Annotated in this window: 23 protein-coding genes; 16 read left to right on the forward strand and 7 right to left on the reverse strand. The window is 40.5% G+C overall.

Translation table 11 applies throughout. From position 1 onward, the window contains the following. Positions 1–75 precede the first annotated feature (75 nt). Positions 76–585, reverse strand: coding sequence for a GNAT family N-acetyltransferase (locus VK159_RS02015; protein ID WP_324228468.1), 510 nt, complete (start codon positions 583–585; stop codon positions 76–78). An 84-nt stretch (positions 586–669) separates the two neighbouring features. On the opposite strand from VK159_RS02015, the gene VK159_RS02020 reads away from it, so the two are divergent. The 4 genes from VK159_RS02020 (at position 670) to VK159_RS02035 (ending at position 3,976) form a co-directional block, all read left to right on the forward strand. After that, positions 670–1,416, forward strand: coding sequence for a class I SAM-dependent methyltransferase (locus tag VK159_RS02020; protein WP_324228469.1), 747 nt, complete (start codon positions 670–672; stop codon positions 1,414–1,416). A 179-nt stretch (positions 1,417–1,595) separates the two neighbouring features. Then, a complete protein-coding gene (locus VK159_RS02025; protein WP_324228470.1) occupies positions 1,596–2,312 on the forward strand; it encodes a hypothetical protein in 717 nt (238 codons plus the stop codon). Positions 2,313–2,424: 112 nt separating this feature from the next. Further along, complete coding sequence (locus VK159_RS02030; protein WP_324228471.1) at positions 2,425–3,144, forward strand: hypothetical protein; 720 nt, start codon at positions 2,425–2,427, stop codon at positions 3,142–3,144. 46 nt (positions 3,145–3,190) lie between these two features. Further along, entirely contained in the window at positions 3,191–3,976 is a 786-nt protein-coding gene (locus VK159_RS02035; protein ID WP_324228472.1) for a hypothetical protein, read from the forward strand. Between the two features lie 179 nt (positions 3,977–4,155). On the opposite strand, the gene VK159_RS02040 is transcribed toward VK159_RS02035, so the two are convergent. Both VK159_RS02040 and VK159_RS02045 read right to left on the reverse strand, forming a co-directional pair. Beyond that, complete coding sequence (locus VK159_RS02040; RefSeq protein WP_324228473.1) at positions 4,156–5,343, reverse strand: acetyl-CoA C-acyltransferase; 1,188 nt, start codon at positions 5,341–5,343, stop codon at positions 4,156–4,158. 302 nt (positions 5,344–5,645) lie between these two features. Next, positions 5,646–5,990: a HopJ type III effector protein gene (locus tag VK159_RS02045; RefSeq protein ID WP_324228474.1), complete on the reverse strand. Its 345-nt coding sequence runs from the start codon at positions 5,988–5,990 to the stop codon at positions 5,646–5,648. 208 nt (positions 5,991–6,198) lie between these two features. On the opposite strand from VK159_RS02045, the gene VK159_RS02050 reads away from it, so the two are divergent. Continuing rightward, positions 6,199–6,393 (forward strand): hypothetical protein, encoded by a 195-nt coding sequence (locus VK159_RS02050; RefSeq protein WP_324228475.1) that lies wholly within the window; start codon positions 6,199–6,201, stop codon positions 6,391–6,393. Between the two features lie 34 nt (positions 6,394–6,427). Here VK159_RS02050 and VK159_RS02055 read toward each other — a convergent pair whose 3' ends face one another. Next, positions 6,428–6,667 carry a hypothetical protein gene (locus VK159_RS02055; RefSeq protein WP_324228476.1) on the reverse strand — a complete coding sequence of 80 codons (240 nt, stop codon included), beginning with the start codon at positions 6,665–6,667 and terminating at the stop codon, positions 6,428–6,430. A 194-nt stretch (positions 6,668–6,861) separates the two neighbouring features. Here VK159_RS02055 and VK159_RS02060 point away from each other — a divergent pair, with 194 nt between their 5' ends. The 6 genes from VK159_RS02060 (at position 6,862) to VK159_RS02085 (ending at position 12,716) form a co-directional block, all read left to right on the forward strand. After that, positions 6,862–8,190, forward strand: a complete 1,329-nt coding sequence (locus VK159_RS02060) for a DEAD/DEAH box helicase (protein ID WP_324228477.1) — start codon at positions 6,862–6,864, stop codon at positions 8,188–8,190. 152 nt (positions 8,191–8,342) lie between these two features. Then, positions 8,343–9,524, forward strand: coding sequence for a THUMP domain-containing class I SAM-dependent RNA methyltransferase (locus VK159_RS02065; protein WP_324228478.1), 1,182 nt, complete (start codon positions 8,343–8,345; stop codon positions 9,522–9,524). A gap of 57 nt (positions 9,525–9,581) precedes the next feature. Further along, a complete protein-coding gene (locus VK159_RS02070; protein ID WP_324228479.1) occupies positions 9,582–9,785 on the forward strand; it encodes a hypothetical protein in 204 nt (67 codons plus the stop codon). Then, positions 9,772–10,035, forward strand: a complete 264-nt coding sequence (locus tag VK159_RS02075; RefSeq protein ID WP_324228480.1) for a type II toxin-antitoxin system RelE/ParE family toxin — start codon at positions 9,772–9,774, stop codon at positions 10,033–10,035. The genes VK159_RS02070 and VK159_RS02075 overlap by 14 nt, the downstream gene beginning before the upstream one ends. A 44-nt stretch (positions 10,036–10,079) precedes the next feature. After that, positions 10,080–11,051 carry a YpdA family putative bacillithiol disulfide reductase gene (locus VK159_RS02080; protein ID WP_324228481.1) on the forward strand — a complete coding sequence of 324 codons (972 nt, stop codon included), beginning with the start codon at positions 10,080–10,082 and terminating at the stop codon, positions 11,049–11,051. 120 nt (positions 11,052–11,171) lie between these two features. Next, a complete protein-coding gene (locus VK159_RS02085; RefSeq protein ID WP_324228482.1) occupies positions 11,172–12,716 on the forward strand; it encodes a M20/M25/M40 family metallo-hydrolase in 1,545 nt (514 codons plus the stop codon). 71 nt (positions 12,717–12,787) lie between these two features. On the opposite strand, the gene VK159_RS02090 is transcribed toward VK159_RS02085, so the two are convergent. Continuing rightward, complete coding sequence (locus VK159_RS02090; protein WP_324228483.1) at positions 12,788–13,192, reverse strand: META domain-containing protein; 405 nt, start codon at positions 13,190–13,192, stop codon at positions 12,788–12,790. Positions 13,193–13,374: 182 nt separating this feature from the next. Between VK159_RS02090 and VK159_RS02095 the strand changes: the two genes are divergently transcribed. The 4 genes from VK159_RS02095 to VK159_RS02110 all read left to right on the forward strand — a co-directional run bounded on the left by VK159_RS02095 (position 13,375) and on the right by VK159_RS02110 (position 17,342). Beyond that, on the forward strand, positions 13,375–14,679 hold the full coding sequence (locus VK159_RS02095; protein WP_324228484.1) for a sensor histidine kinase: 1,305 nt from the start codon (positions 13,375–13,377) through the stop codon (positions 14,677–14,679). Between the two features lie 179 nt (positions 14,680–14,858). Further along, on the forward strand, positions 14,859–15,623 hold the full coding sequence (locus VK159_RS02100; protein ID WP_324228485.1) for a hypothetical protein: 765 nt from the start codon (positions 14,859–14,861) through the stop codon (positions 15,621–15,623). A 269-nt stretch (positions 15,624–15,892) separates the two neighbouring features. Further along, a complete protein-coding gene (locus VK159_RS02105; protein ID WP_324228486.1) occupies positions 15,893–16,330 on the forward strand; it encodes a glycine zipper domain-containing protein in 438 nt (145 codons plus the stop codon). Positions 16,331–16,409: 79 nt separating this feature from the next. Beyond that, entirely contained in the window at positions 16,410–17,342 is a 933-nt protein-coding gene (locus VK159_RS02110; RefSeq protein ID WP_324228487.1) for a CvpA family protein, read from the forward strand. Here the strand turns inward: VK159_RS02110 and VK159_RS02115 are convergent. Continuing rightward, the gene (locus VK159_RS02115) at positions 17,339–18,520 is read right to left on the reverse strand and encodes a GAF domain-containing protein (protein WP_324228488.1); all 1,182 of its coding nucleotides are present in this window, start codon (positions 18,518–18,520) and stop codon (positions 17,339–17,341) included. The genes VK159_RS02110 and VK159_RS02115 overlap by 4 nt on opposite strands. Before the next feature lie 492 nt (positions 18,521–19,012). Here VK159_RS02115 and VK159_RS02120 point away from each other — a divergent pair, with 492 nt between their 5' ends. Then, complete coding sequence (locus VK159_RS02120; protein WP_182806155.1) at positions 19,013–19,213, forward strand: dodecin family protein; 201 nt, start codon at positions 19,013–19,015, stop codon at positions 19,211–19,213. Positions 19,214–19,302: 89 nt separating this feature from the next. On the opposite strand, the gene VK159_RS02125 is transcribed toward VK159_RS02120, so the two are convergent. Next, positions 19,303–19,551: a DUF6814 family protein gene (locus tag VK159_RS02125; protein WP_324228489.1), complete on the reverse strand. Its 249-nt coding sequence runs from the start codon at positions 19,549–19,551 to the stop codon at positions 19,303–19,305.

A 19,551-nucleotide genomic window follows, 5' to 3' on the forward strand; every position in this document is an offset into this window, starting at 1 on the left:
CTTTTTTGCTGAAATGATTGTATTTACAGGGGTTTTGATAGGTTGTACTACAAACTCACGTAGAAATACGATGCCTTATAAAGTCTTTTTCAGCAGCCAATCTGTTTGCAGATCTGTCCCCAACAGGAATTGATGTTCACCAAAACGCTCAAAACCCCAGCGTTGGTAAAATGCAAGTGCACGTTCATTTTTTTCCCATACACCCAGCCAGATCGATTTCATCTGCAGTTCATTTGCTTTATTGATGCATTCCTGCATTAACGCCTTCCCTACTCCTTTTCCTATCGCTTTATCCAATGCATAGATGCGTGCAACTTCAATGGCCTGCTCATGTGCAAGGTTATTCTTTACACGCAACCTTGCATACCCAACCGGCTCCTCGTCAATATAAGCAAGCATGAAAATACCTTCGCTTTGTTCTACTTCTTTCATCAGCTCCTCTTTGGTGAACTGTTCGTTCATAAAAATATCCATGTCTTCTTTCGTATTGTCTTTGGCAAAGGCTTCATAAAAAGAAGTGCGGCTCATATCAGCAATCAGTTCTGCATCAGGAGGACCGGCATATCGTATTGTGACTAAACTCATAGCTTTTTGTTGAGAAGTTAAATTACTGGAATACATTTCAATCAACAACAAAAAATTATCTTTAGCGAAAGACCGATTGATCAAATGGACAGAAATTATTGGGAACGCATTGCACCAAACTACAGTGAAGAAATTTTTGATGTGCTGAAAAACGATACCAGTGGAAAAATCGTGGGCGCCATTGAAGAAGTGGCATCAAAAGAGAAGACGGTTACAGATATTGGTTGCGCAATTGGCAAATGGATCCCGTTACTGGCAACGGCATTCAAGTATGTGGTGGCGACAGATATCTCGGCGATCAATCTCGACATTGCCAAAGAGAAATGTAAAGACTATCCCAACGTGGAGTACCAACGCATGGATATGAGCGCTTACACGTTAACCGTTACTCCCTGCGATGTGGCCGTGTGCATCAACGCCATCCTCACCGATAATTTAAAAAAACGCATCAACTTTTTTCAATCGCTCAATATATGTTTAAACCAGGGCGGCACCCTGATCCTTGTTGTACCATCTCTCGAATCAAAACTCTATACCAACATTATAGCCAACCGCTGGAACGTAGATGATGATCATAAAGAAAAAATTGAATCGGTTGAAAAAGCCTATGCTCTTGCAAAAAACATCAAACAAGGGGTTACTGATATTGACAACGTGCCCACCAAACATTACCTCAAAGAAGAACTTGAACTATTGCTGAAGCTTGATGGGTTTACGGTTGACCGGGTTGAAAAGATCAACTACACCTGGAAAACCGAATTCAACAATCCACCCAAGTGGCTCGATGAACCACACCCGTGGGACTGGATGTGTGTTGCACGCAAAGATTAAAACCAAAGCTTATATCTTCCCTTGCCCTTTACCGTTAGTGGAGGGCTGTCAAGTGTGCTTGTACGAAATAATGCAAATCTTTCTCCTTTGATTTGGCAGGGAATTGCTATAACTTAATCTTTCTTCCCACCCTATCTCAACACTACCCTCTCTTTATTCACATTCTAAAACAACAAAACATGAGAAAGATTTTTCTTCTCTGCCTGCTTGTTCCTATAATTGGAATGAGCCAGAACAACGTGGTTAGTACTTTCAGAGCATTTCCCAAAACAGACAGATTACTGGAATTTGAAAAAGCTTTGGCCTCCCATGCGCAGAAGTATCACACCGGCGACTGGAAATGGCGGGTATTTTATATTGAGACCGGGCCCGATGCTGGTGGCTTTCATATAACGGAAGGACCGCTAAGCTGGGATCAGTTTGATAAACGTGGCGACCTGAGTGCAGAACATACACTTGACTGGGCTAAAAATGTTTCACCACATACAACTGAGCGTGGCACTACCGGTTATTCCGTTTACAACACCGAGCTGAGTAATGTTGCCATTACCGATTACAGCGATAAAATTATCATCACACATATGTTCATTAAACCGGGCATGATCAGAGATGCAGGCGACCTGGTGCGAAAACTAAAAAAAGTATGGGCTGCCAGTAACGAAAGTGTGGCTGTCTACAATGTAAGTCTTTCCGGCCCGCCACAAATTGTAACAGTTAACCGTCTGAAAAATGGATTAAAAGAATTAAGTCCCGGCTTCCGTAAACCAATGGCAGAACGTTTTGATGAAGTGCATGGTGCAGGTGCATGGAATTATTACCTGGCCGATTATGCAAAAGCAATTGAAAGCCGTTGGACTGAGATGCTTAGCCTGCGTGCAGATCTGGGCTCAAAATAATTTTGCTTCCCGTGCCATTAAAAAACTATTATAAAAATCAACGATTACTTTTTATCAAAAAAACAAACAGCTGTCGCTGCAGTTTTTCCAATCACATTTTAAATAAATAACAATGAGAAAGATTTTTCTTATTTGCCTGCTTATTCCTTTTATCGGAATCAGTCAGCCAAAAAATATCGTAAACGTCAATCGTGTGTTTCCAAAAGTTGACAAGGTGCTGGAATTTGAAAAAGCATTAACTACACATGCTCAAAAATATCATGCAGGCGATTGGCGCTGGCGTGTGTTTGAAATTACAACAGGACCTGATGCAGGTGGCTATCATATTACAGAAGGGCCAACCAGCTGGGAAGCAATTGATGGCAGAGGTAACCTTGGAACAGAACATAATAACGACTGGAACAGAAGTGTGTCCATTCATTTAACCGATAGAGGTTCCAGTGCTTACTATGCTTTTATTGATTCGTTGAGCACTGTTGCTATTGGTGATTATTCAGATAAAATTAATATCACACACTATTTTCCCAAAATCGGTTGGGCAGGTAAAGTATATGATGGCATCAGAAATTTAAGAAAAGCCTGGCTGGCAGGTGGCGAAACAATGGCAGGTTATTCTTCAAGTTCATCGGGCTCATTGCAATTTGCTGTTGTTACACGTTACAAACAAGGCCTCAAAGAAAGGGCACCAAATTTCCGTAAGCCAATGAAAGAACGTTATGAAGCGATCAATGGCTCTGACTCATGGGATGGCTGGGTTGATGTTCAAAGAAACTACCTGGATAAAGTTTGGAGTGAGTTATTAATCTACAGAGCAGATTTAAGTTCAAAATAGGAAGCCCACTTCCAAAACAATTTTCTTTTATTAAATAATCAATACAATGAAACAGATTTCTTCCCTATACAAAAAGATCATCTTCAGCTTATTGCTGTTTACATTCCTGATTCCATTACAGCAACTGTATGCACAGATATCAGTTTATCAATACCGTCATGTTCCTGCTGATAAAGTTGAAGAGTTTATTAAACGTGAAACAACTTACTGGAGCAAAGTTGCACAGAAAGCCGTTGATGCAAAAAAGATGACGTTCTGGGGATTGTTTGAAAAAGTTGGCGGATACGATTTGCCTAACTCTTCCAATTTTTTATTCATCAATGGATTTTCAAATATGGATTCTGCATGGAGCGGCGATACGTTTGATCCTGCAAAACTGTTTCCGAAAGTTCCGTATGCACAAATGGAAACCAACTCGTTTACAACTGTAACCAGCCAGATATTTTTCCATGGCGAAGACTGGGCCGAAGCAAAAGGAGTAAATCCGGCAAAGGACTTTAATTATGTGGTGATGAACTATCACCTTTCTGAAAACCCGGCCGGTTTTATTAATGCAGAAAAAACAATCTGGAAACCATTTTTACAAACAGCCATGGATAAAAAACAAACACAGCAAATCGGCTGGGGTAATGCAAGAGTGCTTTCGCCAACAGGTGGCGATATGAAATTCAATACCATTTCATACGATCTGTTCCGCACGTTGCAGGATGCATTGCTTACACCCTGGGCTCCCGATCTTGTAGTGCCTGACAACCTTGAGATGATCGATAAGATGAGAACACAGCAAAGTGCAAGGGTTATATACAGGATTGTGAAAGTGATTTCGAATTAACACCCTCTCCGAGCTACGCTCGTAACCTTCATTCTTCGGTTACCCTAAAGGGAGAGAGTCCGCTGCACAGCCCTTGCTATGCAGAACTTATTTACAAATAGAAAGCTCTCCGAAAATCGGAGAGCTTTCTATTATACATACGTTTAAACAAGATAGGGCTGCGTCAAGCAAACTCCCCTTTAGGGGGTCTGGGGGTTTTCAATCACCATTGCACTTGCTCCACCTCCACCATTGCAAATACCAGCAGCACCATACTTCGCATTATTTGCTTTCAACACATTGATAAGTGTAACAATAATTCTTGCACCACTAGCACCCAACGGATGACCAAGTGATACTGCCCCACCATGGACATTTACTTTTGCAGGATCGAGTTGCATACGTTTGCTGTTTTCAATACCAACTACTGCAAACGCTTCATTGAGTTCCCAATAAGCAATGTCGCTCATTTGCAAACCTGCTTTGGCAACTGCTTTTGGTACAGCTAATGATGGTGTTGTAGTAAACCATTCAGGTGCCTGCTCTGCATCGGCATACGATAAAATTTTAGCAATCGGTTTCAATCCCAACTCCTCTGCTTTTTCTTTACTCATCAACAGCAATGCTGCTGCTCCGTCATTCATTGTTGAAGCATTAGCCGCAGTAACAGTTCCATCTTTTTGGAAAGCCGGATTGAGTGTTGGTATTTTATCAAACTTTACATTGTAAGGTTCTTCGTCTTTTGCAAACACAACAGGATCACCTTTGCGTTGCGGAATTTCAACAGGCACAATTTCATTATCAAACAAACCTTTTTCCCATGCTGCCTGTGAGCGTTTATAACTTTCAATGGCAAATGTATCCTGGTCTTCTCTGCTGATGCCACATTCCTTTGCACATAACTCAGCAGCATTGCCCATTGCTTTGCCATCATACACATCTGTTAATCCATCTTTTGCAAGCCCGTCAATAAAACTTGTGTTGCCATACTTGTTTCCCCAACGCATACTGTCAACATAAAACGGAACATTACTCATGCTTTCCATACCACCGGCAATTACAATATCAGCATCGCCGAGCATGATGCTTTGCGCAGCTTGTGAAATAGCTTTCATACCACTGGCGCACACTTTATTTACAGTTGTACAATTTACTTCGTTGGGCAAGCCGGCAAACTTGGCTGCCTGTCGTGCTGGTGCCTGACCGAGATTGGCTTGTATCACACACCCCATTAATACATCCTGTACTTTGCCTGCATCAACACCTGCTTTTTGCAAAGCGCCTTTAATGGCAATGGCTCCTAACTGTGTAGCGGTTAAACTTTTTAAACTGCCGCCGAAACTGCCCATGGGTGTACGAACGGCGGAGATAACATATACTTCTTTCATCTGGCAAATTAATTTGAGGAGCAAAGATAACGATTGTAAGTTTTAGAAATACATGAACTCTTTTCTATCGGAGTGCCGTCATTTCGACGAAGGAGAAATCTCTACATACTCAGAATGTTGCATTTACCAGTTCGACTATTGCCTTGCCGGTTGAAATCGCAGAGATGTCTCGTTACCTCGACATGACGGCGCAGTTTGTTTAAGTAAACGTATGATCTCAACCTTGCTGAGTCTAGTCATTTCGACGAAGGAGAAATCTCTACAGATTCAGAGTACTGCATTTACTCGAACTGAAATATTTTTTATTTTGGCTGTAATGCTTCCCCATCAAAACCAATACCCTCCCAACCTGTAACCATAAAATTCCGGATGTTGGCATGATTACTTGCATCAGGATGCTGCAACACATCAACACGATAGTAATCACCAAAACAAGCCAGCGTTTCTTCTTTGCTCAACTGTTGCAGCTTGGCGAATGCAAATAATTTACATGAACCGGAATTGGTGCCAGCTTCGTTTACAACACTGCCGTTAGTAAAACGCACCGGCGTAAAATGATAGTTGGCTTCAATTGTTTCCATTGTATCGGCAAACGAAATAGCATCGGGCTGAGTACGGAGTTTCTGTAGAAAATCATCAATGCGCATAGCAGAATTAATTTGGCTGCGAAGATGAAGAGAAATGAGGAAATGAAAAAGTCTGGATCTGCTGTTGTTCAGCTCTGGCGAAACGCCTGCACTACTCTTACCGAAGTATTGCCTTACACAATTCTTCGTTTTTCTTGCATCATTCTCACATTACGGCAATCAGAAGCCAACTATTAGGTTGATAAAGTTACCTTGTAAAAAAACATTTATGGAAAAGCGGGTATTAGGTATTATTTTATCCTTGTTAGGTGTTGGTGGTATTATTTATGCAGCCATTAGTTTTATCAATGGAGGATCAGGCACGGGAAACATAAAACTCATTGCAGCATTTGGAATTGTGGGTGCAATCTTCTTCTTTGCCGGTATTGGGTTAGTGCGAAATACGAATGATAAAGCAAGCTGATTTACTATCCATCTGATTATAATGAATAACAGAACTATTCAGATGCCCACATAATAACATCCCTGAAATCTGCCTTTGCGTTTTTTGTTAAAAGGATCACGGCATTAAGGTCACCCTTTGCTAATTTCAAAATGGATAAACGGGTAGCTTCTAAATTTTCTTCAGATTCAGCCATCACATGATTTAATCCGATTGAAGAAAGTTCATCAGCTACAGCTTTTCTTTCTTCTTCCTGAAAATCACGACTGATTATGTCGAGTATATTCTTATTCATTTTGGGAGAGTTAATGATAAAAACTTGCACTATAGACAAGATATACGAAGCATGCGGCAAAACCAAATGGGAATCGATCTTCCAATTAGCTCTTGGTTGCCAACCTTTCTCAAACTGACCGATAATACCAGCAGGCGTTGAAAGGTTGGCACCTCTAAACTCCCACTCCCCCACAATTGATTACCTTCGCCGTTATGCAAAAGAAACCGGTTTGGCTGGAAGAGGTCCTGGCAAACGTAAAAATCAAAGCGTTGAATGAAATGCAGGTGGCTTCTATGGAAGCACAGGCATCAGAAAAAGACATTATCCTGTTATCTGCAACGGGATCGGGTAAAACACTGGCCTTTCTGTTACCCCTGGTGGAACAGTTACAGGCCGCAGGCAATCAAACAAAAGCACTCATTATTGTGCCATCACGTGAACTGGCCATCCAGATTGAGCATGTGTTTAAAAGTATGCAGCTCAACCTGAAAGTAACCTGTTGCTATGGTGGTCATAAACGGGAGATCGAAGAAAACAATTTAAAGCAGGCACCTGCTTTATTGATTGGTACTCCCGGCCGTTTGGCTGATCATATCCGTCGTGGAAGTATAACGGTTGCAAGTATTGAAACATTAGTACTCGATGAATTTGACAAATCGCTGGAGCTGGGTTTCCAGGAAGAAATGAGTTTCATCATTGGTTCGCTTCCTTCCATTAAAAAGAGAGTGCTCACATCTGCGACAAATCTTGAAGAGATTCCTTCTTTTGTTGGTTTGAACGAACCGCAGAAACTCGATTTTCTTGCGGGCAACGAAGATTCTGATACAGGACTTGCGATTAAAGTGTTACCCAGTCCCGAGAAAGATAAACTCGAAACATTGTTTCGTTTGGTGTGTATGTTGGGTAATCGCTCCACCATCATTTTCTGCAACCACCGTGAATCAGTAGAACGCACCAGCGAACTGCTGAAAGAACGTGATATTCTGAATGTATTTTATCACGGTGCAATGGAACAACAGGAACGTGATGCAGCGTTGTGTAAATTCAGAAACGGCACATCAAACATTCTTGTTACGACTGATCTTGCTGCACGTGGTTTGGATATTGCCAACATCCGTTACATTGTTCATTATCATTTACCATATACTGAAGATGCGTTCACGCATCGTAACGGTCGTACAGCACGTATGGATGCAAGCGGAACTGCCATTGTAATTCTCGGTCCGGATGAAAAATTACCGGCTTATATTCCTGCTGATGCTGAACAGATCGTATTACCTGAAACAGCAGAGATTCCGGAGAAGCCAAAATGGAGCACGTTGTTTATTGCAGCGGGTAAAAAAGACAAAGTGAACAAGGTGGATATTGTAGGCTTCCTGAGTCAGAAAGGCGAGTTGAAAAAAGAAGATATCGGTTTAATTGAAGTAAAAGATTTTTTTGCGTTCGTTGCCGTAAAAAAAATAAAGGCCAACCACACACTTCATTTAATTAAAGATCAAAAGATCAAAGGGAAGAAAGTGAAAATTGCAGTTGCCAAATAGGGCAACAAGGCACAAGGTTCAAGAAAGAAAGCAAGGCACAGGCACTTACGCCTACATTCCTTGAGCCTTGCACCTTGTGTCTTGTGCCTTCATCTTGTTCCTTGTACCTTGCGCCTTGTACCTTTCTCTTTCTTGCTTCTTAAACTATACGCATGAACCTGTTTACTACTCCCTCCACCATCATCATCACCTGTCACAAACGCATTGCTCCTTATCTTGAAAATGAAGTAAAGGAATTGGGCTTTGTAGTGGATGAAGCATTTGTAACCGGTGTAAAGTTGACGGGCACCATCAACGATTGTATTAAACTCAATTTGAATCTGCGTTGTGCAAGCCAGGTGTTGTACAGTTTAAAACAATTCATTGCACATGATGGTGATGATATTTATAAGAACCTGAAAGATTTTCAGTGGGAAAACATATTACCTGATCCCGGTTATTTTTCGGTGACGAGTAATGTTAACAATCCAACCATCAACAACAGCATGTTTGCCAACCTTCGGGTGAAGGATGCTATTGTTGATCGAATAAGAGATAAGCGAGGCACAAGACCATCAACAGGTGCTGAGTTAACAGGTACTGTTATTCATTTGTTCTGGAAGAATGAAGATGCAGAAGTGTTTATTGATACTTCAGGCGATTCATTGGCAAGACATGGTTACAGAAAAATTCCCGGACTTGCACCAATGCTCGAAGGTTTAGCATCAGCAACGATTAATGCAACGGTGTGGGATCGTGTATCGCCATTCATTAATCCGATGTGTGGTTCGGGCACGTTGGCAATAGAAGCTGCGTTGATCGCTACGAACCGCAGACCGGGTTTGTACCGCACCAATTATGCGTTTATGCATGTGCAGGGTTATGATGAGAGTGTGTATGTGAAAGAAGATGCGTTGCTGGAAGAACAAATTATTGACGTGCCTGCTTTAAAAATCATTGCTACCGATTATAGCCCGAAAGCAATTGAGAATGCAAAGAAGAATGCGATAGCCGCAGGTGTACAAAAGTTGATTGAATTTGCTGTTTGTGATTTTGCAGATACAGCCGTTCCAGCCGATTCAAAAGGTATAATGATGATTAACCCTGAATATGGTGAACGCTTAGGCGACATTAAAGAACTTGAAGCAACTTATGCACGCATCGGCGATTTTATGAAACAAAAATGCGGTGGTTATTATGGTTACATCTTCACCGGCAATATGGAGCTGGCAAAAAAGATCGGATTAAAAGCAAAACGCAGAATAGAATTTTACAACAGCACCATTGATTGTCGTTTGCTGGAATATGAATTATATAGTGGCAGCAGAAGAGAAGCGAAGGTTGAGCAGTCTTAACTTAGTGCTGTGCCTTTCTCCTCATTGATAAATTTTATACCTTTATAAAAAATCAGTATGGCCCCACAAATCATTACCGACAAAAAAGGAAGAAAGACAGGGATCATCCTTTCGATTAAGGATTATGAAAAACTTCTGAATGAAAGTGAAGAGCTTGCTGCTGTAAAAGCCTACGATAAAGCAAAAGCAAAAAAGCAAACCTACATTCCGCTCAGAGAAGCCATTAAACTACGTAAACGAAAGAAAAATGTCTCAGCGTAGTTATACAGTTATCATTACAAAAACTGTTCAAAAAACATTATCGAAATTATCTGATCGTGTTGCGTCTAAACTCGAAGCTGCCATGTTATCACTTGAGGAAAATCCAAGACCTAATGGCTGCAAAAAACTAAAGGGCAGGGAAGCTTACAGAATTCGTGAAGGAAATTATCGCATCATTTATGAAATAGAAGATAAAATTCTGCGTGTACTTGTTCTAGATGTTGGTCACAGAAGAGATATTTACGATTGACCCCTTCTTTCTCCCTAACCCACCCCACCCTATCTTTGCCTTTCATGCAAACAACACATTTCCCCATCATTATCATCGGCGGCGGACCAATTGGTTTGGCCTGTGGCATTGAAGCAAAGAAAGCAGGCATCCCCTATCTTATTTTAGAAAAAGGTTGTCTGGTGAATTCGTTGTACAACTATCCATCCAATATGACGTTCTTTTCCACATCAGAACGATTGGAAATTGGTGATGTGCCTTTTGTTTCAGTGAATGCAAAACCAACAAGAGCTGAAGCGTTGGAGTATTACAGGAGAGTAGCTGTTGCATATAAACTCAACATCCATTTGTTTGAAGAAGTAAATACAATTGAACGTACTGCAAACAAGTTCAACATTCAAACAACAAAACAAAACTATACGGCCGATCATATCATCATCGCTTCCGGCTTTTATGATATTCCCTATTTGCTCAATGTAAAAGGGGAAAACTTACCAAAAGTTACACATTACTACAAAGACCCTCACTTCTATGCTTTTCAAAAAGTGATTGTTGTTGGTGCAAATAATTCGGCGGTTGATGCAGCTTTGGAAACATGGCGCAAAGGTGCTGATGTAACAATGGTAATAAGAGAAAAAGAAGTGGGCGAACGTGTGAAGTATTGGGTGCGTCCTGATGTAGTGAATCGAATTGAAGAAGGTTCCATCAAAGCTTATTATGAATCATCGATCATGGAGATAAAAGAACATGAAGTGTTCATTCAAACACCTGGAGGAATTAAAACAATTGAAAACGATTGGGTGATTGCAGCAACAGGTTATCAACCCAACTTATCGTTCCTTGAAAAAATTGGCATTACACTGTCGAACGACGATGTCCGCAAACCGGAGTATAACGAAGAAACACACGAAACAAATGTGCCCAACATTTATCTCGCAGGTGTTATTTGTGGCGGCATGAACACCTCCCGGCTCTTTATCGAAAATTCAAGAGAACATGCCGTTCGCATCCTTCAATCAATTCAGCAAAAAAACTGAGTACAGCATTGTTTAATCAATTCTATTTCCCACTCATCATATTCTCCTGATTCCGGGTTCGGCGTCAGTAATCATTCCCTATTTTCGGGACATTCGTAACTAAACCACAACTCTATCAACATGATCCGATTCGTAATTGCTTTGTTGCTGCTAAGTACTGCAACTTTTGCACAGCATAAAGATTCTGTTATGGTGAGCCGCATCATTAAAGAGGCTACCGAAAATTCTCAACTGAAAAAACTTGGTCTTGAATTGATGGATGGCATCGGGCCTCGTCTTGTCGGCACACCGCAAATGCAGCAGGCACATGATTGGGCCGTTGCAAAATATACCGGCTGGGGTATTACTGCACGTAATGAAAAATGGGGCGAATGGCGTGGATGGCAGCGTGGCGTTACGCATGTTGACATGGTGCATCCCCGTGTAAAAACATTAGAAGGCATGCAGCTTGCATGGAGTCCCGGCACAGGCGGTAAAACGATTACTGCTGATGTGGTGATTGTGCCCGACTTAGCTGATTCAATTGCTTTTCAAAAATGGCTGCCAACGGTAAAAGGAAAATTTGTAATGATCTCAATGAATCAGCCAACCGGTCGTCCTGATTATAACTGGGATGAGTTTGGCACAAAAGAATCCATTGAGAAAATGAAAAAAGAACGCACTGAATTAACAGAAGCATGGAGCAAACGCATCAGCAAAACAGGCTGCACTGCAAGAACATTACCCGTTGCATTGGAAAATGCAGGTGCTGTTGGTGTGGTGATGAGTAACTGGTCGAGAGGTTTTGGTGTGAATAAGATCTTTGGTGCAAACACAAGGAAAGTTCCTACTGTTGATCTTGCATTAGAAGATTATGGATTACTCTATCGATTAGCAGAATCCGGAACCACACCAAAGATCAGTGTGCGGGCCGATTCAAAAGAATTAGGTGTTGTGCCAACTTATAATACTGTTGCTGAAATAAAAGGTTCAACCAAACCAAATGAATATGTCATGCTTTCTGCACACTTCGATTCATGGGATGGCGGCACCGGTGCAACAGATAACGGTACAGGCACATTGGTAATGATGGAAGCAATGCGCATTTTGAAACTGGTTTATCCCAATCCAAAACGTACCATTCTTGTTGGTCATTGGGGAAGTGAAGAACAAGGATTAAATGGCTCACGTGCATTTGTAGAAGATCATCCGGAAATTGTTTCAAACATACAAGCATTGTTCAACCAGGATAATGGAACAGGACGTGTTGTAAATATTTCAGGACAAGGTTTTTTACATGCATACGATTATATTGGTCGCTGGTTGGCACGTGTGCCCAACAAATACAAAGCTGAACTTGAAACAAGATTCCCGGGTGCACCCGGTGGTGGTGGATCAGACTATGCATCGTTTGTTGCAGCTGGTGTTCCCGCATTTTCATTAAGCTCCAACAGTTGGAGTTATGGCAACTACACCTGGCATACCAACCGTGATACGTATGATAAGATCGTGTTTGATGATGTTCAAAACAATGCCATCCTCACCGCCATTCTTATTTACATGGCTTGTGAAGATGAAAATAAAACATCACGTGAACGTATTGTGTTACCTGTTAACCAAAGAACAGGTGAGCCGGGCAAATGGCCTACGCAAACAAAAGCAACACGCAGAGGCGGATTAGATTAATCTCTGACATATACCAAAACATCCCGCAATTGCGGGATGTTTTGGTATAAACAAACTCTGCTGTTTTTATTTTACCGTAACCGCATCACCACTTCCTTTCCTGTCTTCAGCAACATGATATTGTTTTCAACTGCATATCCATCAACCTGATTCAGTACTTCAAGAAAACGATCTTCAAATGCCTGATCGGTGCACATCATTCTTGTAGTAGTGATATTTGAAAATTTAATATCCCCACCTTTCTTTAACTCATAAGTACCTGTAAGTCGGTTACATCCACCGGTACCGCTAATTTGTTTTTGAGAGGGTACAAACATAAGATTTGCGTCTTTCTCCGTACCACTCAGCTGAACCGGTACAGTTTTCAGTTCATACAAAGTCCATCGTTTTTGATCCCAGTTATGATCAGGTGAAAGTTTGGGGCTACAGGAAACAAAGACCAATAGTAGAAGAATAGTCGCAAATACACTTTTCATACAATCAATTAAAGGTTAACAATTGGGTAAAGAAACATCAATTATAACAAAGGCCGGTATTAAATGTTCATGTCTTGTTCTGAGTAAAACAAACAAAAGGATGATTTTGGTCAGACAGAGTGATAATCTTACGCATGAAAAGCCGCAATATGTGCTATTACTTTTACAGTTAAATAAAAATCATGTACTCGCATCCCAACCTTTTGAAGCTAAGGTCAGATGTTTCTAAATTCTGTCCGGCTCTACTTATCACGGGCATCTATCTTACCATCAGTATCATTTGGATACTTTGGAGTGATGCACTGGCAGAAAAGCTCGCCCATAATAATTCGGCCTTGCTTGTTGAACTTCAGAATCAAAAAGGGATCGCCTTTGTTTTACTTTCCAGCTTACTTCTTTTCATGATCAGCCACAGCCTTTATAAACGTTTGCGCCATTCAAATAAAAGCAAAACCACTTTAGAGCAAAAATTTGAAGCGCTGAACGTAGCAGCACGTGGAGGAATGATCGACTACGACACAGAAACAAAAACGGCCATTATAAACGAAAAGATGAGCTTCTTTATGCCCGGTGGCAGGCAAAGAATTGAAAACTTTTTTCAGCGTTTTTTGGAACGCATCCACAAAGCTGATATCGCACGTGTAAGATCTGAATTTGAAATGGCAAACGAAACGGGACAGAATGTGTGGACAACAGAATACCGTTTATTAGGGGTTGATGGAATTTATTATTCAGTATTAAGCAGCTTGTTTCTGATCCGTGATACCGAAACAAACAAGACGCATCGGCTGATTGGCGAAATTCAGGATATCACACAACTTCGAAATTTGCAGGCCGAATATTATAACCAACAATTAAAACACAAACAACGGCTTGCCAGCACCATCATCAAAGCGCAGGAGAACGAACGTAACCGCTGGGCCGAAGAGCTGCACGACAATGTTTCACAACTGCTGACCGTAGTGAATCTTTACCTCAGCAATACCGAGGTGATCAAAGAAAAAAACATTTCTATGATCAGCAAGGCAAAGCAGATGGTTACAGAGGCTCAACAGGAAATAAGGATGCTGTCTGCTACAATTAAACCTCCGCAGTTTTCATTAATGACATTACAGCAATCAATTGAAAAACTGATCGCTGATATCAATCGTGTAAAAAATATCAGCATTGTTCTTATAACAACTGATTTTAATGAAAGCGAACTAAAAGACGAACAACTGCTCATGATCTATCGCATTGTGCAGGAACAACTGAATAATATTATTAAGTATGCAGAGGCAACACAAATAAAAATCACTTTACAAACAAAAAATGACGAGGTGGGCATTGTGATCTATGATGACGGAAATGGGTTTGATAAAAACCAAATGAAAACAGGACTTGGCTTCCGCAATATCCAGAGCAGGTTACAACTCTACAACGGGCAAATGGATGTTGAGTCTGCAGCAGGCAAAGGTTGTAAACTGTCTGTTTCATTTCATATTTGAAAAAAAATCACAATTTAAGAGCAGCTGTTTAGCAATAGAAACACCAAGGCTAAAAAAGACTTAACAAAAGCAAAATTCAAAAACAAGCCGGTTTCATTTGGTTTAATTTTTGATTATAAAGATGTCAATGCAAGTCGTTCAACTTACATTTTATTCACATCAAAAATCAATCACCGATCATGAAGCCTATCAACTATCTATTGACAGCAGGTATCCTTTTATTCATTACAGCCTGTGAGCGGCAAAACAATCCCAATGATTCAGAAAATGGATCAACTCCCGTTTTTCTTTTAATTGATGAAGAAAGTATTGACAATGGAAATGAGCCAAACAATTTCTCTGCAAATGATGTAAACGATCAGCTGGCAAGTGTGGGGTTACGTCAGCAACTTCGCTATTTCCAGGATAATGTTGGCAAAACAATTGACCTCTACACCGGCGATGTGGGCGATGAGGGTTGGCATGCATTAAAAACAATTCCTTCCGGCTGGATAAGCACCGGACCTACAACAAATGGCACTAGAAATTTTTTACAGGCAGGTCCTAAACTTGGTGGCGGCGAAGATGACAAAGAAATATTGTTAGATAAAATTCCTGATGTTACTCCGCTGCGTGCAACAGGTTTATCGATGCTCATTGGCAAAACAATACTGGCCGTTGTTTATGATGGTGATATCAGCATCAATTACTCACCATTAAATGGAAATTTACAAGGTGCTAATCTTGGTATTGTTGCCTTTGATGTACTTTCAGTAACAAAACGTACCGATGGCTCAACATCTTCGTTACCAAAAGTAACTGTACGTATCCGTAATGCAGCTCAAACTTCAAGCGGAATTTTGCAACTTTTTTCAAATGCACCCGTTCCTCAATCATCATCCGAGCCATTTGATGTAAATCCCCCTGCTGCTGCACCTGCGGCAATACTTGTTGCAGCACAATAAGTTCAAAACTTACGTTTTATACTCCCGGCTTATCGAAATGAAAAACTGATACAGCCGGGATTTTTATTTCTCCTTCTTAAGCAATTGTTAAGAGACGCAACATCCTGTTTGCACATGTTAAAACAAATCAGCAGCATATACGCTGAAAATCAAGATCTCTTTGTTGCATATAATGATTTCATTAACAATTCTGCTTTATTCTGGCATGGTCTTTCTATCTATCTGTACATAAAACGAAACAATATTTATTCACCGAAAAGCCAGAAATTATGAAACAGATATTTACAATCCTATCGGTAGCAGCAATTGTTGCAGTGGTAACAGTATCGTGCAAAACAAAAACAGCAACAACTGATCAAACGAATGTTTTATCAGCGGTTGATTCTGCAGAGTTTGCAGCTTTCCAGGAATGGAAAGAACAACAGGAAATGAAAAAAATGAAGGAAGCGACTACCGTTCGCTATGTTGAGCGCAGACAAACTTCAGCCAACACTTCACCTGCTGTTGTTACAAACACAAGACCAGCTAAGAAAAAATGGACCAACGCTACAAAAGGTGCTGTCATTGGCGGCGCAAGTGGTGCCGTTATTGGTGGTGTGGTAAGTAAACGTAACCGTGTAGCCGGTGTATTGGTTGGTGGTGTATTAGGTGCCGGTGGTGGTTGGGCTATTGGCCGTTCAATTGATAAAAAACAAGGCAATTATTAAACAGTCTGAACGTTGAATAATAGCGGAGATCTTTCATCTGATGTTTGGTCTCCGCTTTTTTTGATATAGTCATTGGCATATGAACACTGTCGATATTTTTCTGGTACTACTCATTTTACTGGCAGCTTTTATTGGTTACCGGTTTGGTGCACTACGTTTTATATTGGAACTGTTTAAATGGTCGGCAGCTCTTATTGCCGGTATTCTTCTTTATACAAATACGGTTGATGAAGTTTTTCAGAAATTACCTTCACTAAAGGATTGGTACCTGCCGTTAAGTTTGATTGCCGGCTTTGTGGTTGTGTATATTTTTCTATCAGTGCTTCAACGTATTTTGATGAATGCAACCAACAACGAAAACAACATTCATTTTCTCGACAGAATGAGCGGAATTATTCCGGGTCTTGTGTTGGGTATTGTGCTGAGCGCTGTTACCGCCAGGCTTCTTACCTATTCGGTAATCGACAATATTAGTGCAGAAGCAGAAAAAAGTGAAGTGGCTGCTATGCTTTCTCCTTATAGTGAAATTGCAGAGAAACAAATTAGTCCGATACTTGAAAAAACATTTGACGTTGCCCTTTCTAACGGAAAATCAGAACCGGAAGTTTATGCAACAAATTATTACAGCATCAGGCCAGACCTTGAACAACAGATGTTGCAGCTTGTAAATGCTGAGCGAAAGAAAAAAGGATTGAAACCGCTTGTTGCGGATGAGCAGTTGCGAAAAGTAGCAAGGGCACATTCATCTGATATGTTGCAAAGAGGTTACTTCTCTCATATGACACCTGAAGGAAAAGATCCTTTTTACAGGATGAAGAAAGCAGGTATTACCTATAAAAAAGCAGGAGAAAATCTTGCTTACGCATCAACACTTGCAAATGCACACAGAGGTTTAATGAATTCTCCCAGTCATCGTGCAGCGATACTCAACAAATCATTTGGGCGTGTTGGTATTGGTATTGTTGACGGAGGGCAAAACGGATTAATGATATCACAGGAATTCAGGGATTAAACGGCCAGCTTTTCTAAACCTGGTTTTTCAATTAATGGGAAACTCACACAAAGCTTATTTCTCACCATGGCAGTTTCGCCAAAACGAATACGTCCATTCATATTGATAACCCTGTAATAAACCAGGCTGCTGAGAATATTCTTTTCTCTTTCCTGCACATCATGTTTCACTGCATCATCTTCAATACACAACTCAATATCATTATCCACATTAACCTTTACAATTGCTTTTGTAATCTCTTTCTGCATTTGCAATACCCTTAACCAGGTCTCTGCAATTCTCACACAATTCATTGCTTGCGTAAAACCAACCGATGTTGGATTGCCTGTAATTTTCAATTCGATTGTAAACGAATATTCATACCTGTGCAGGAAGAGAAAATTTTCCAGCATGTCCTTAATTGATACAGCTTCAAGCGTTGTAGGGCTGATGCTGTAGGAAAGATTTTTTACTTCTGTCAATGCGTTGCCGATAGCTTCATCAGCATCCTGCATATGCTGTAATCTATCCGTTTCATTTGCCAATGCCATATTCAAATAAAGGCGGCCGGCGGCCAGTTCCTGGGCAATATTTTCATGCAATTCTTTGGCAACCGATAAATTCTCCTCATCCCTCTCCTGAATAAATTGTTGAACAGTTTGATCTTTTATTTTGATGAGCTGGGTAGTTCGTTCTGCAATCAGCTTTGTCTTTAATCTTAACTCCAGCAATTTCGTTACTTGTTTTGATAATATTTCTAACGCACGCAGTTGCTGCTCATTCAGCTTACGTGGTTGCTGATCAAATACACAAACGGTTCCTAAATTCTGACCGTTAGGAGAAATGATGGGCGCTCCTGCATAGAAGCGGATATTGGCTTCGCCCGTTACATAGGGATTATTGAAAAACCGTTCATCTTTCAGAGTATCCTCAATCACCATCAATTCATCACCTAATATTGCATGTGAACAGAAAGATAAATCACGGCTTGTTTCTGTTTCCTCAATACCCTGCCTTGATTTAAACCATTGACGATCCCGGTCAATCAGTGTAATGAGCGACACCGGACAATCACAAATTTGTGCAGCAAGTTCACGGAGATCATCAAACTCCTGTTCTTCGGGAGAATCAAGAATATCGTAAAGCTGAAGATCGAGCAATCTCATCTCTTCCAACTTTGGTCGTTCTGCTATCTTCATAGTTCTGACTTTTTATACGGATATGCGTTCAAAAACACACATACGTATCGGTTTTACAAAAAGGATGTTGCATCCTTTACATGATTTTAAGAAATAAGCAGTTTCACTTATATCACCTAAGCAGCTGATTGGGTTGGATCAAGTTGCGGAAACATTACAGTATCCATTATAAATGGAGTTAGATATTTCCTTGTTGCAAAGCTCTGCCTAATAGACGTTAGAACATGGTTGAAAAAGTTCAAACAAACATATTTTTTTCATAACTAAGAGATAGCACTTATGGAATGCAAAACAAAATGCGACAAAAAATGGTTCATATACTTTTTAACTATCATGCATCAGCTTAATACCGGCGTTTTAAACCTGTTGTATTATAGATTTACAAAAGTTGATTTTAATGAAATGGGTTAAAATCTTTGCTTGAACTTACCGGATTCTTTACCTATCTTATTGGAGCAAACCATTCTACAAACATCAAAAAAACTTACAGTTATGCCAATTGTAAAAATAATTGAAGTGATTGCTTCGTCAGACAAAGGAATTGATGATGCTATTCGCCAGGCCGTGGCCGAAGCATCAAAGACAGTGCGGAATATTGATTCCGTTTATGTACAGGATATTAAAGCACATGTAAAAGATGGCCAGGTAACCACCTTTGGATGCGTGTGTAAAATATCGTTCAGAATTGAATAAGCAGAACTCCCAAAAAAAGAAGCACAGAAAGCTGAATTACGAATCATCTTTCTGTGCTTTTTTATTTATAATCGGCTTGAATTATTCTTCTACTCAATCTCGGTTGAATCTTCCGGCAAATGATCATACTCGCCTTTCAATGCATACCAACCAAAGATCACAAGGCCAATAACGATCGGTAAAAAAATACCGATAATGATAACCCACGGAACAGGATTGTTAATATCCTTCTTTCCGGCGCTGTCAATATTATACCATGCAGCAATCAGGAGTAAAATAAAAATTAACGGACCGGCTATTATCCACACAAGTCCTGCATATCGTTTTAACTTGTTCAT

Origin of the sequence: Lacibacter sp., assembly GCF_035299325.1 — a bacterium.
Classification (GTDB): Bacteria; Bacteroidota; Bacteroidia; order Chitinophagales; family Chitinophagaceae; genus Lacibacter.

Excerpts from the sequence above, each read along its gene's own strand:
- VK159_RS02015 (WP_324228468.1), bottom strand. The coding sequence starts at position 585 with ATGAGTTTAGTCACAATACGATATGCCGGTCCTCCTGATGCAGAACTG.
- VK159_RS02020 (WP_324228469.1), top strand. The coding sequence starts at position 670 with ATGGACAGAAATTATTGGGAACGCATTGCACCAAACTACAGTGAAGAA.
- VK159_RS02025 (WP_324228470.1), top strand. The coding sequence starts at position 1,596 with ATGAGAAAGATTTTTCTTCTCTGCCTGCTTGTTCCTATAATTGGAATG.
- VK159_RS02030 (WP_324228471.1), top strand. The coding sequence starts at position 2,425 with ATGAGAAAGATTTTTCTTATTTGCCTGCTTATTCCTTTTATCGGAATC.
- VK159_RS02035 (WP_324228472.1), top strand. The coding sequence starts at position 3,191 with ATGAAACAGATTTCTTCCCTATACAAAAAGATCATCTTCAGCTTATTG.
- VK159_RS02040 (WP_324228473.1), bottom strand. The coding sequence starts at position 5,343 with ATGAAAGAAGTATATGTTATCTCCGCCGTTCGTACACCCATGGGCAGT.
- VK159_RS02045 (WP_324228474.1), bottom strand. The coding sequence starts at position 5,990 with ATGCGCATTGATGATTTTCTACAGAAACTCCGTACTCAGCCCGATGCT.
- VK159_RS02050 (WP_324228475.1), top strand. The coding sequence starts at position 6,199 with ATGGAAAAGCGGGTATTAGGTATTATTTTATCCTTGTTAGGTGTTGGT.
- VK159_RS02055 (WP_324228476.1), bottom strand. The coding sequence starts at position 6,667 with ATGAATAAGAATATACTCGACATAATCAGTCGTGATTTTCAGGAAGAA.
- VK159_RS02060 (WP_324228477.1), top strand. The coding sequence starts at position 6,862 with ATGCAAAAGAAACCGGTTTGGCTGGAAGAGGTCCTGGCAAACGTAAAA.
- VK159_RS02065 (WP_324228478.1), top strand. The coding sequence starts at position 8,343 with ATGAACCTGTTTACTACTCCCTCCACCATCATCATCACCTGTCACAAA.
- VK159_RS02070 (WP_324228479.1), top strand. The coding sequence starts at position 9,582 with ATGGCCCCACAAATCATTACCGACAAAAAAGGAAGAAAGACAGGGATC.
- VK159_RS02075 (WP_324228480.1), top strand. The coding sequence starts at position 9,772 with ATGTCTCAGCGTAGTTATACAGTTATCATTACAAAAACTGTTCAAAAA.
- VK159_RS02080 (WP_324228481.1), top strand. The coding sequence starts at position 10,080 with ATGCAAACAACACATTTCCCCATCATTATCATCGGCGGCGGACCAATT.
- VK159_RS02085 (WP_324228482.1), top strand. The coding sequence starts at position 11,172 with ATGATCCGATTCGTAATTGCTTTGTTGCTGCTAAGTACTGCAACTTTT.
- VK159_RS02090 (WP_324228483.1), bottom strand. The coding sequence starts at position 13,192 with ATGAAAAGTGTATTTGCGACTATTCTTCTACTATTGGTCTTTGTTTCC.
- VK159_RS02095 (WP_324228484.1), top strand. The coding sequence starts at position 13,375 with ATGTACTCGCATCCCAACCTTTTGAAGCTAAGGTCAGATGTTTCTAAA.
- VK159_RS02100 (WP_324228485.1), top strand. The coding sequence starts at position 14,859 with ATGAAGCCTATCAACTATCTATTGACAGCAGGTATCCTTTTATTCATT.
- VK159_RS02105 (WP_324228486.1), top strand. The coding sequence starts at position 15,893 with ATGAAACAGATATTTACAATCCTATCGGTAGCAGCAATTGTTGCAGTG.
- VK159_RS02110 (WP_324228487.1), top strand. The coding sequence starts at position 16,410 with ATGAACACTGTCGATATTTTTCTGGTACTACTCATTTTACTGGCAGCT.
- VK159_RS02115 (WP_324228488.1), bottom strand. The coding sequence starts at position 18,520 with ATGAAGATAGCAGAACGACCAAAGTTGGAAGAGATGAGATTGCTCGAT.
- VK159_RS02120 (WP_182806155.1), top strand. The coding sequence starts at position 19,013 with ATGCCAATTGTAAAAATAATTGAAGTGATTGCTTCGTCAGACAAAGGA.
- VK159_RS02125 (WP_324228489.1), bottom strand. The coding sequence starts at position 19,551 with ATGAACAAGTTAAAACGATATGCAGGACTTGTGTGGATAATAGCCGGT.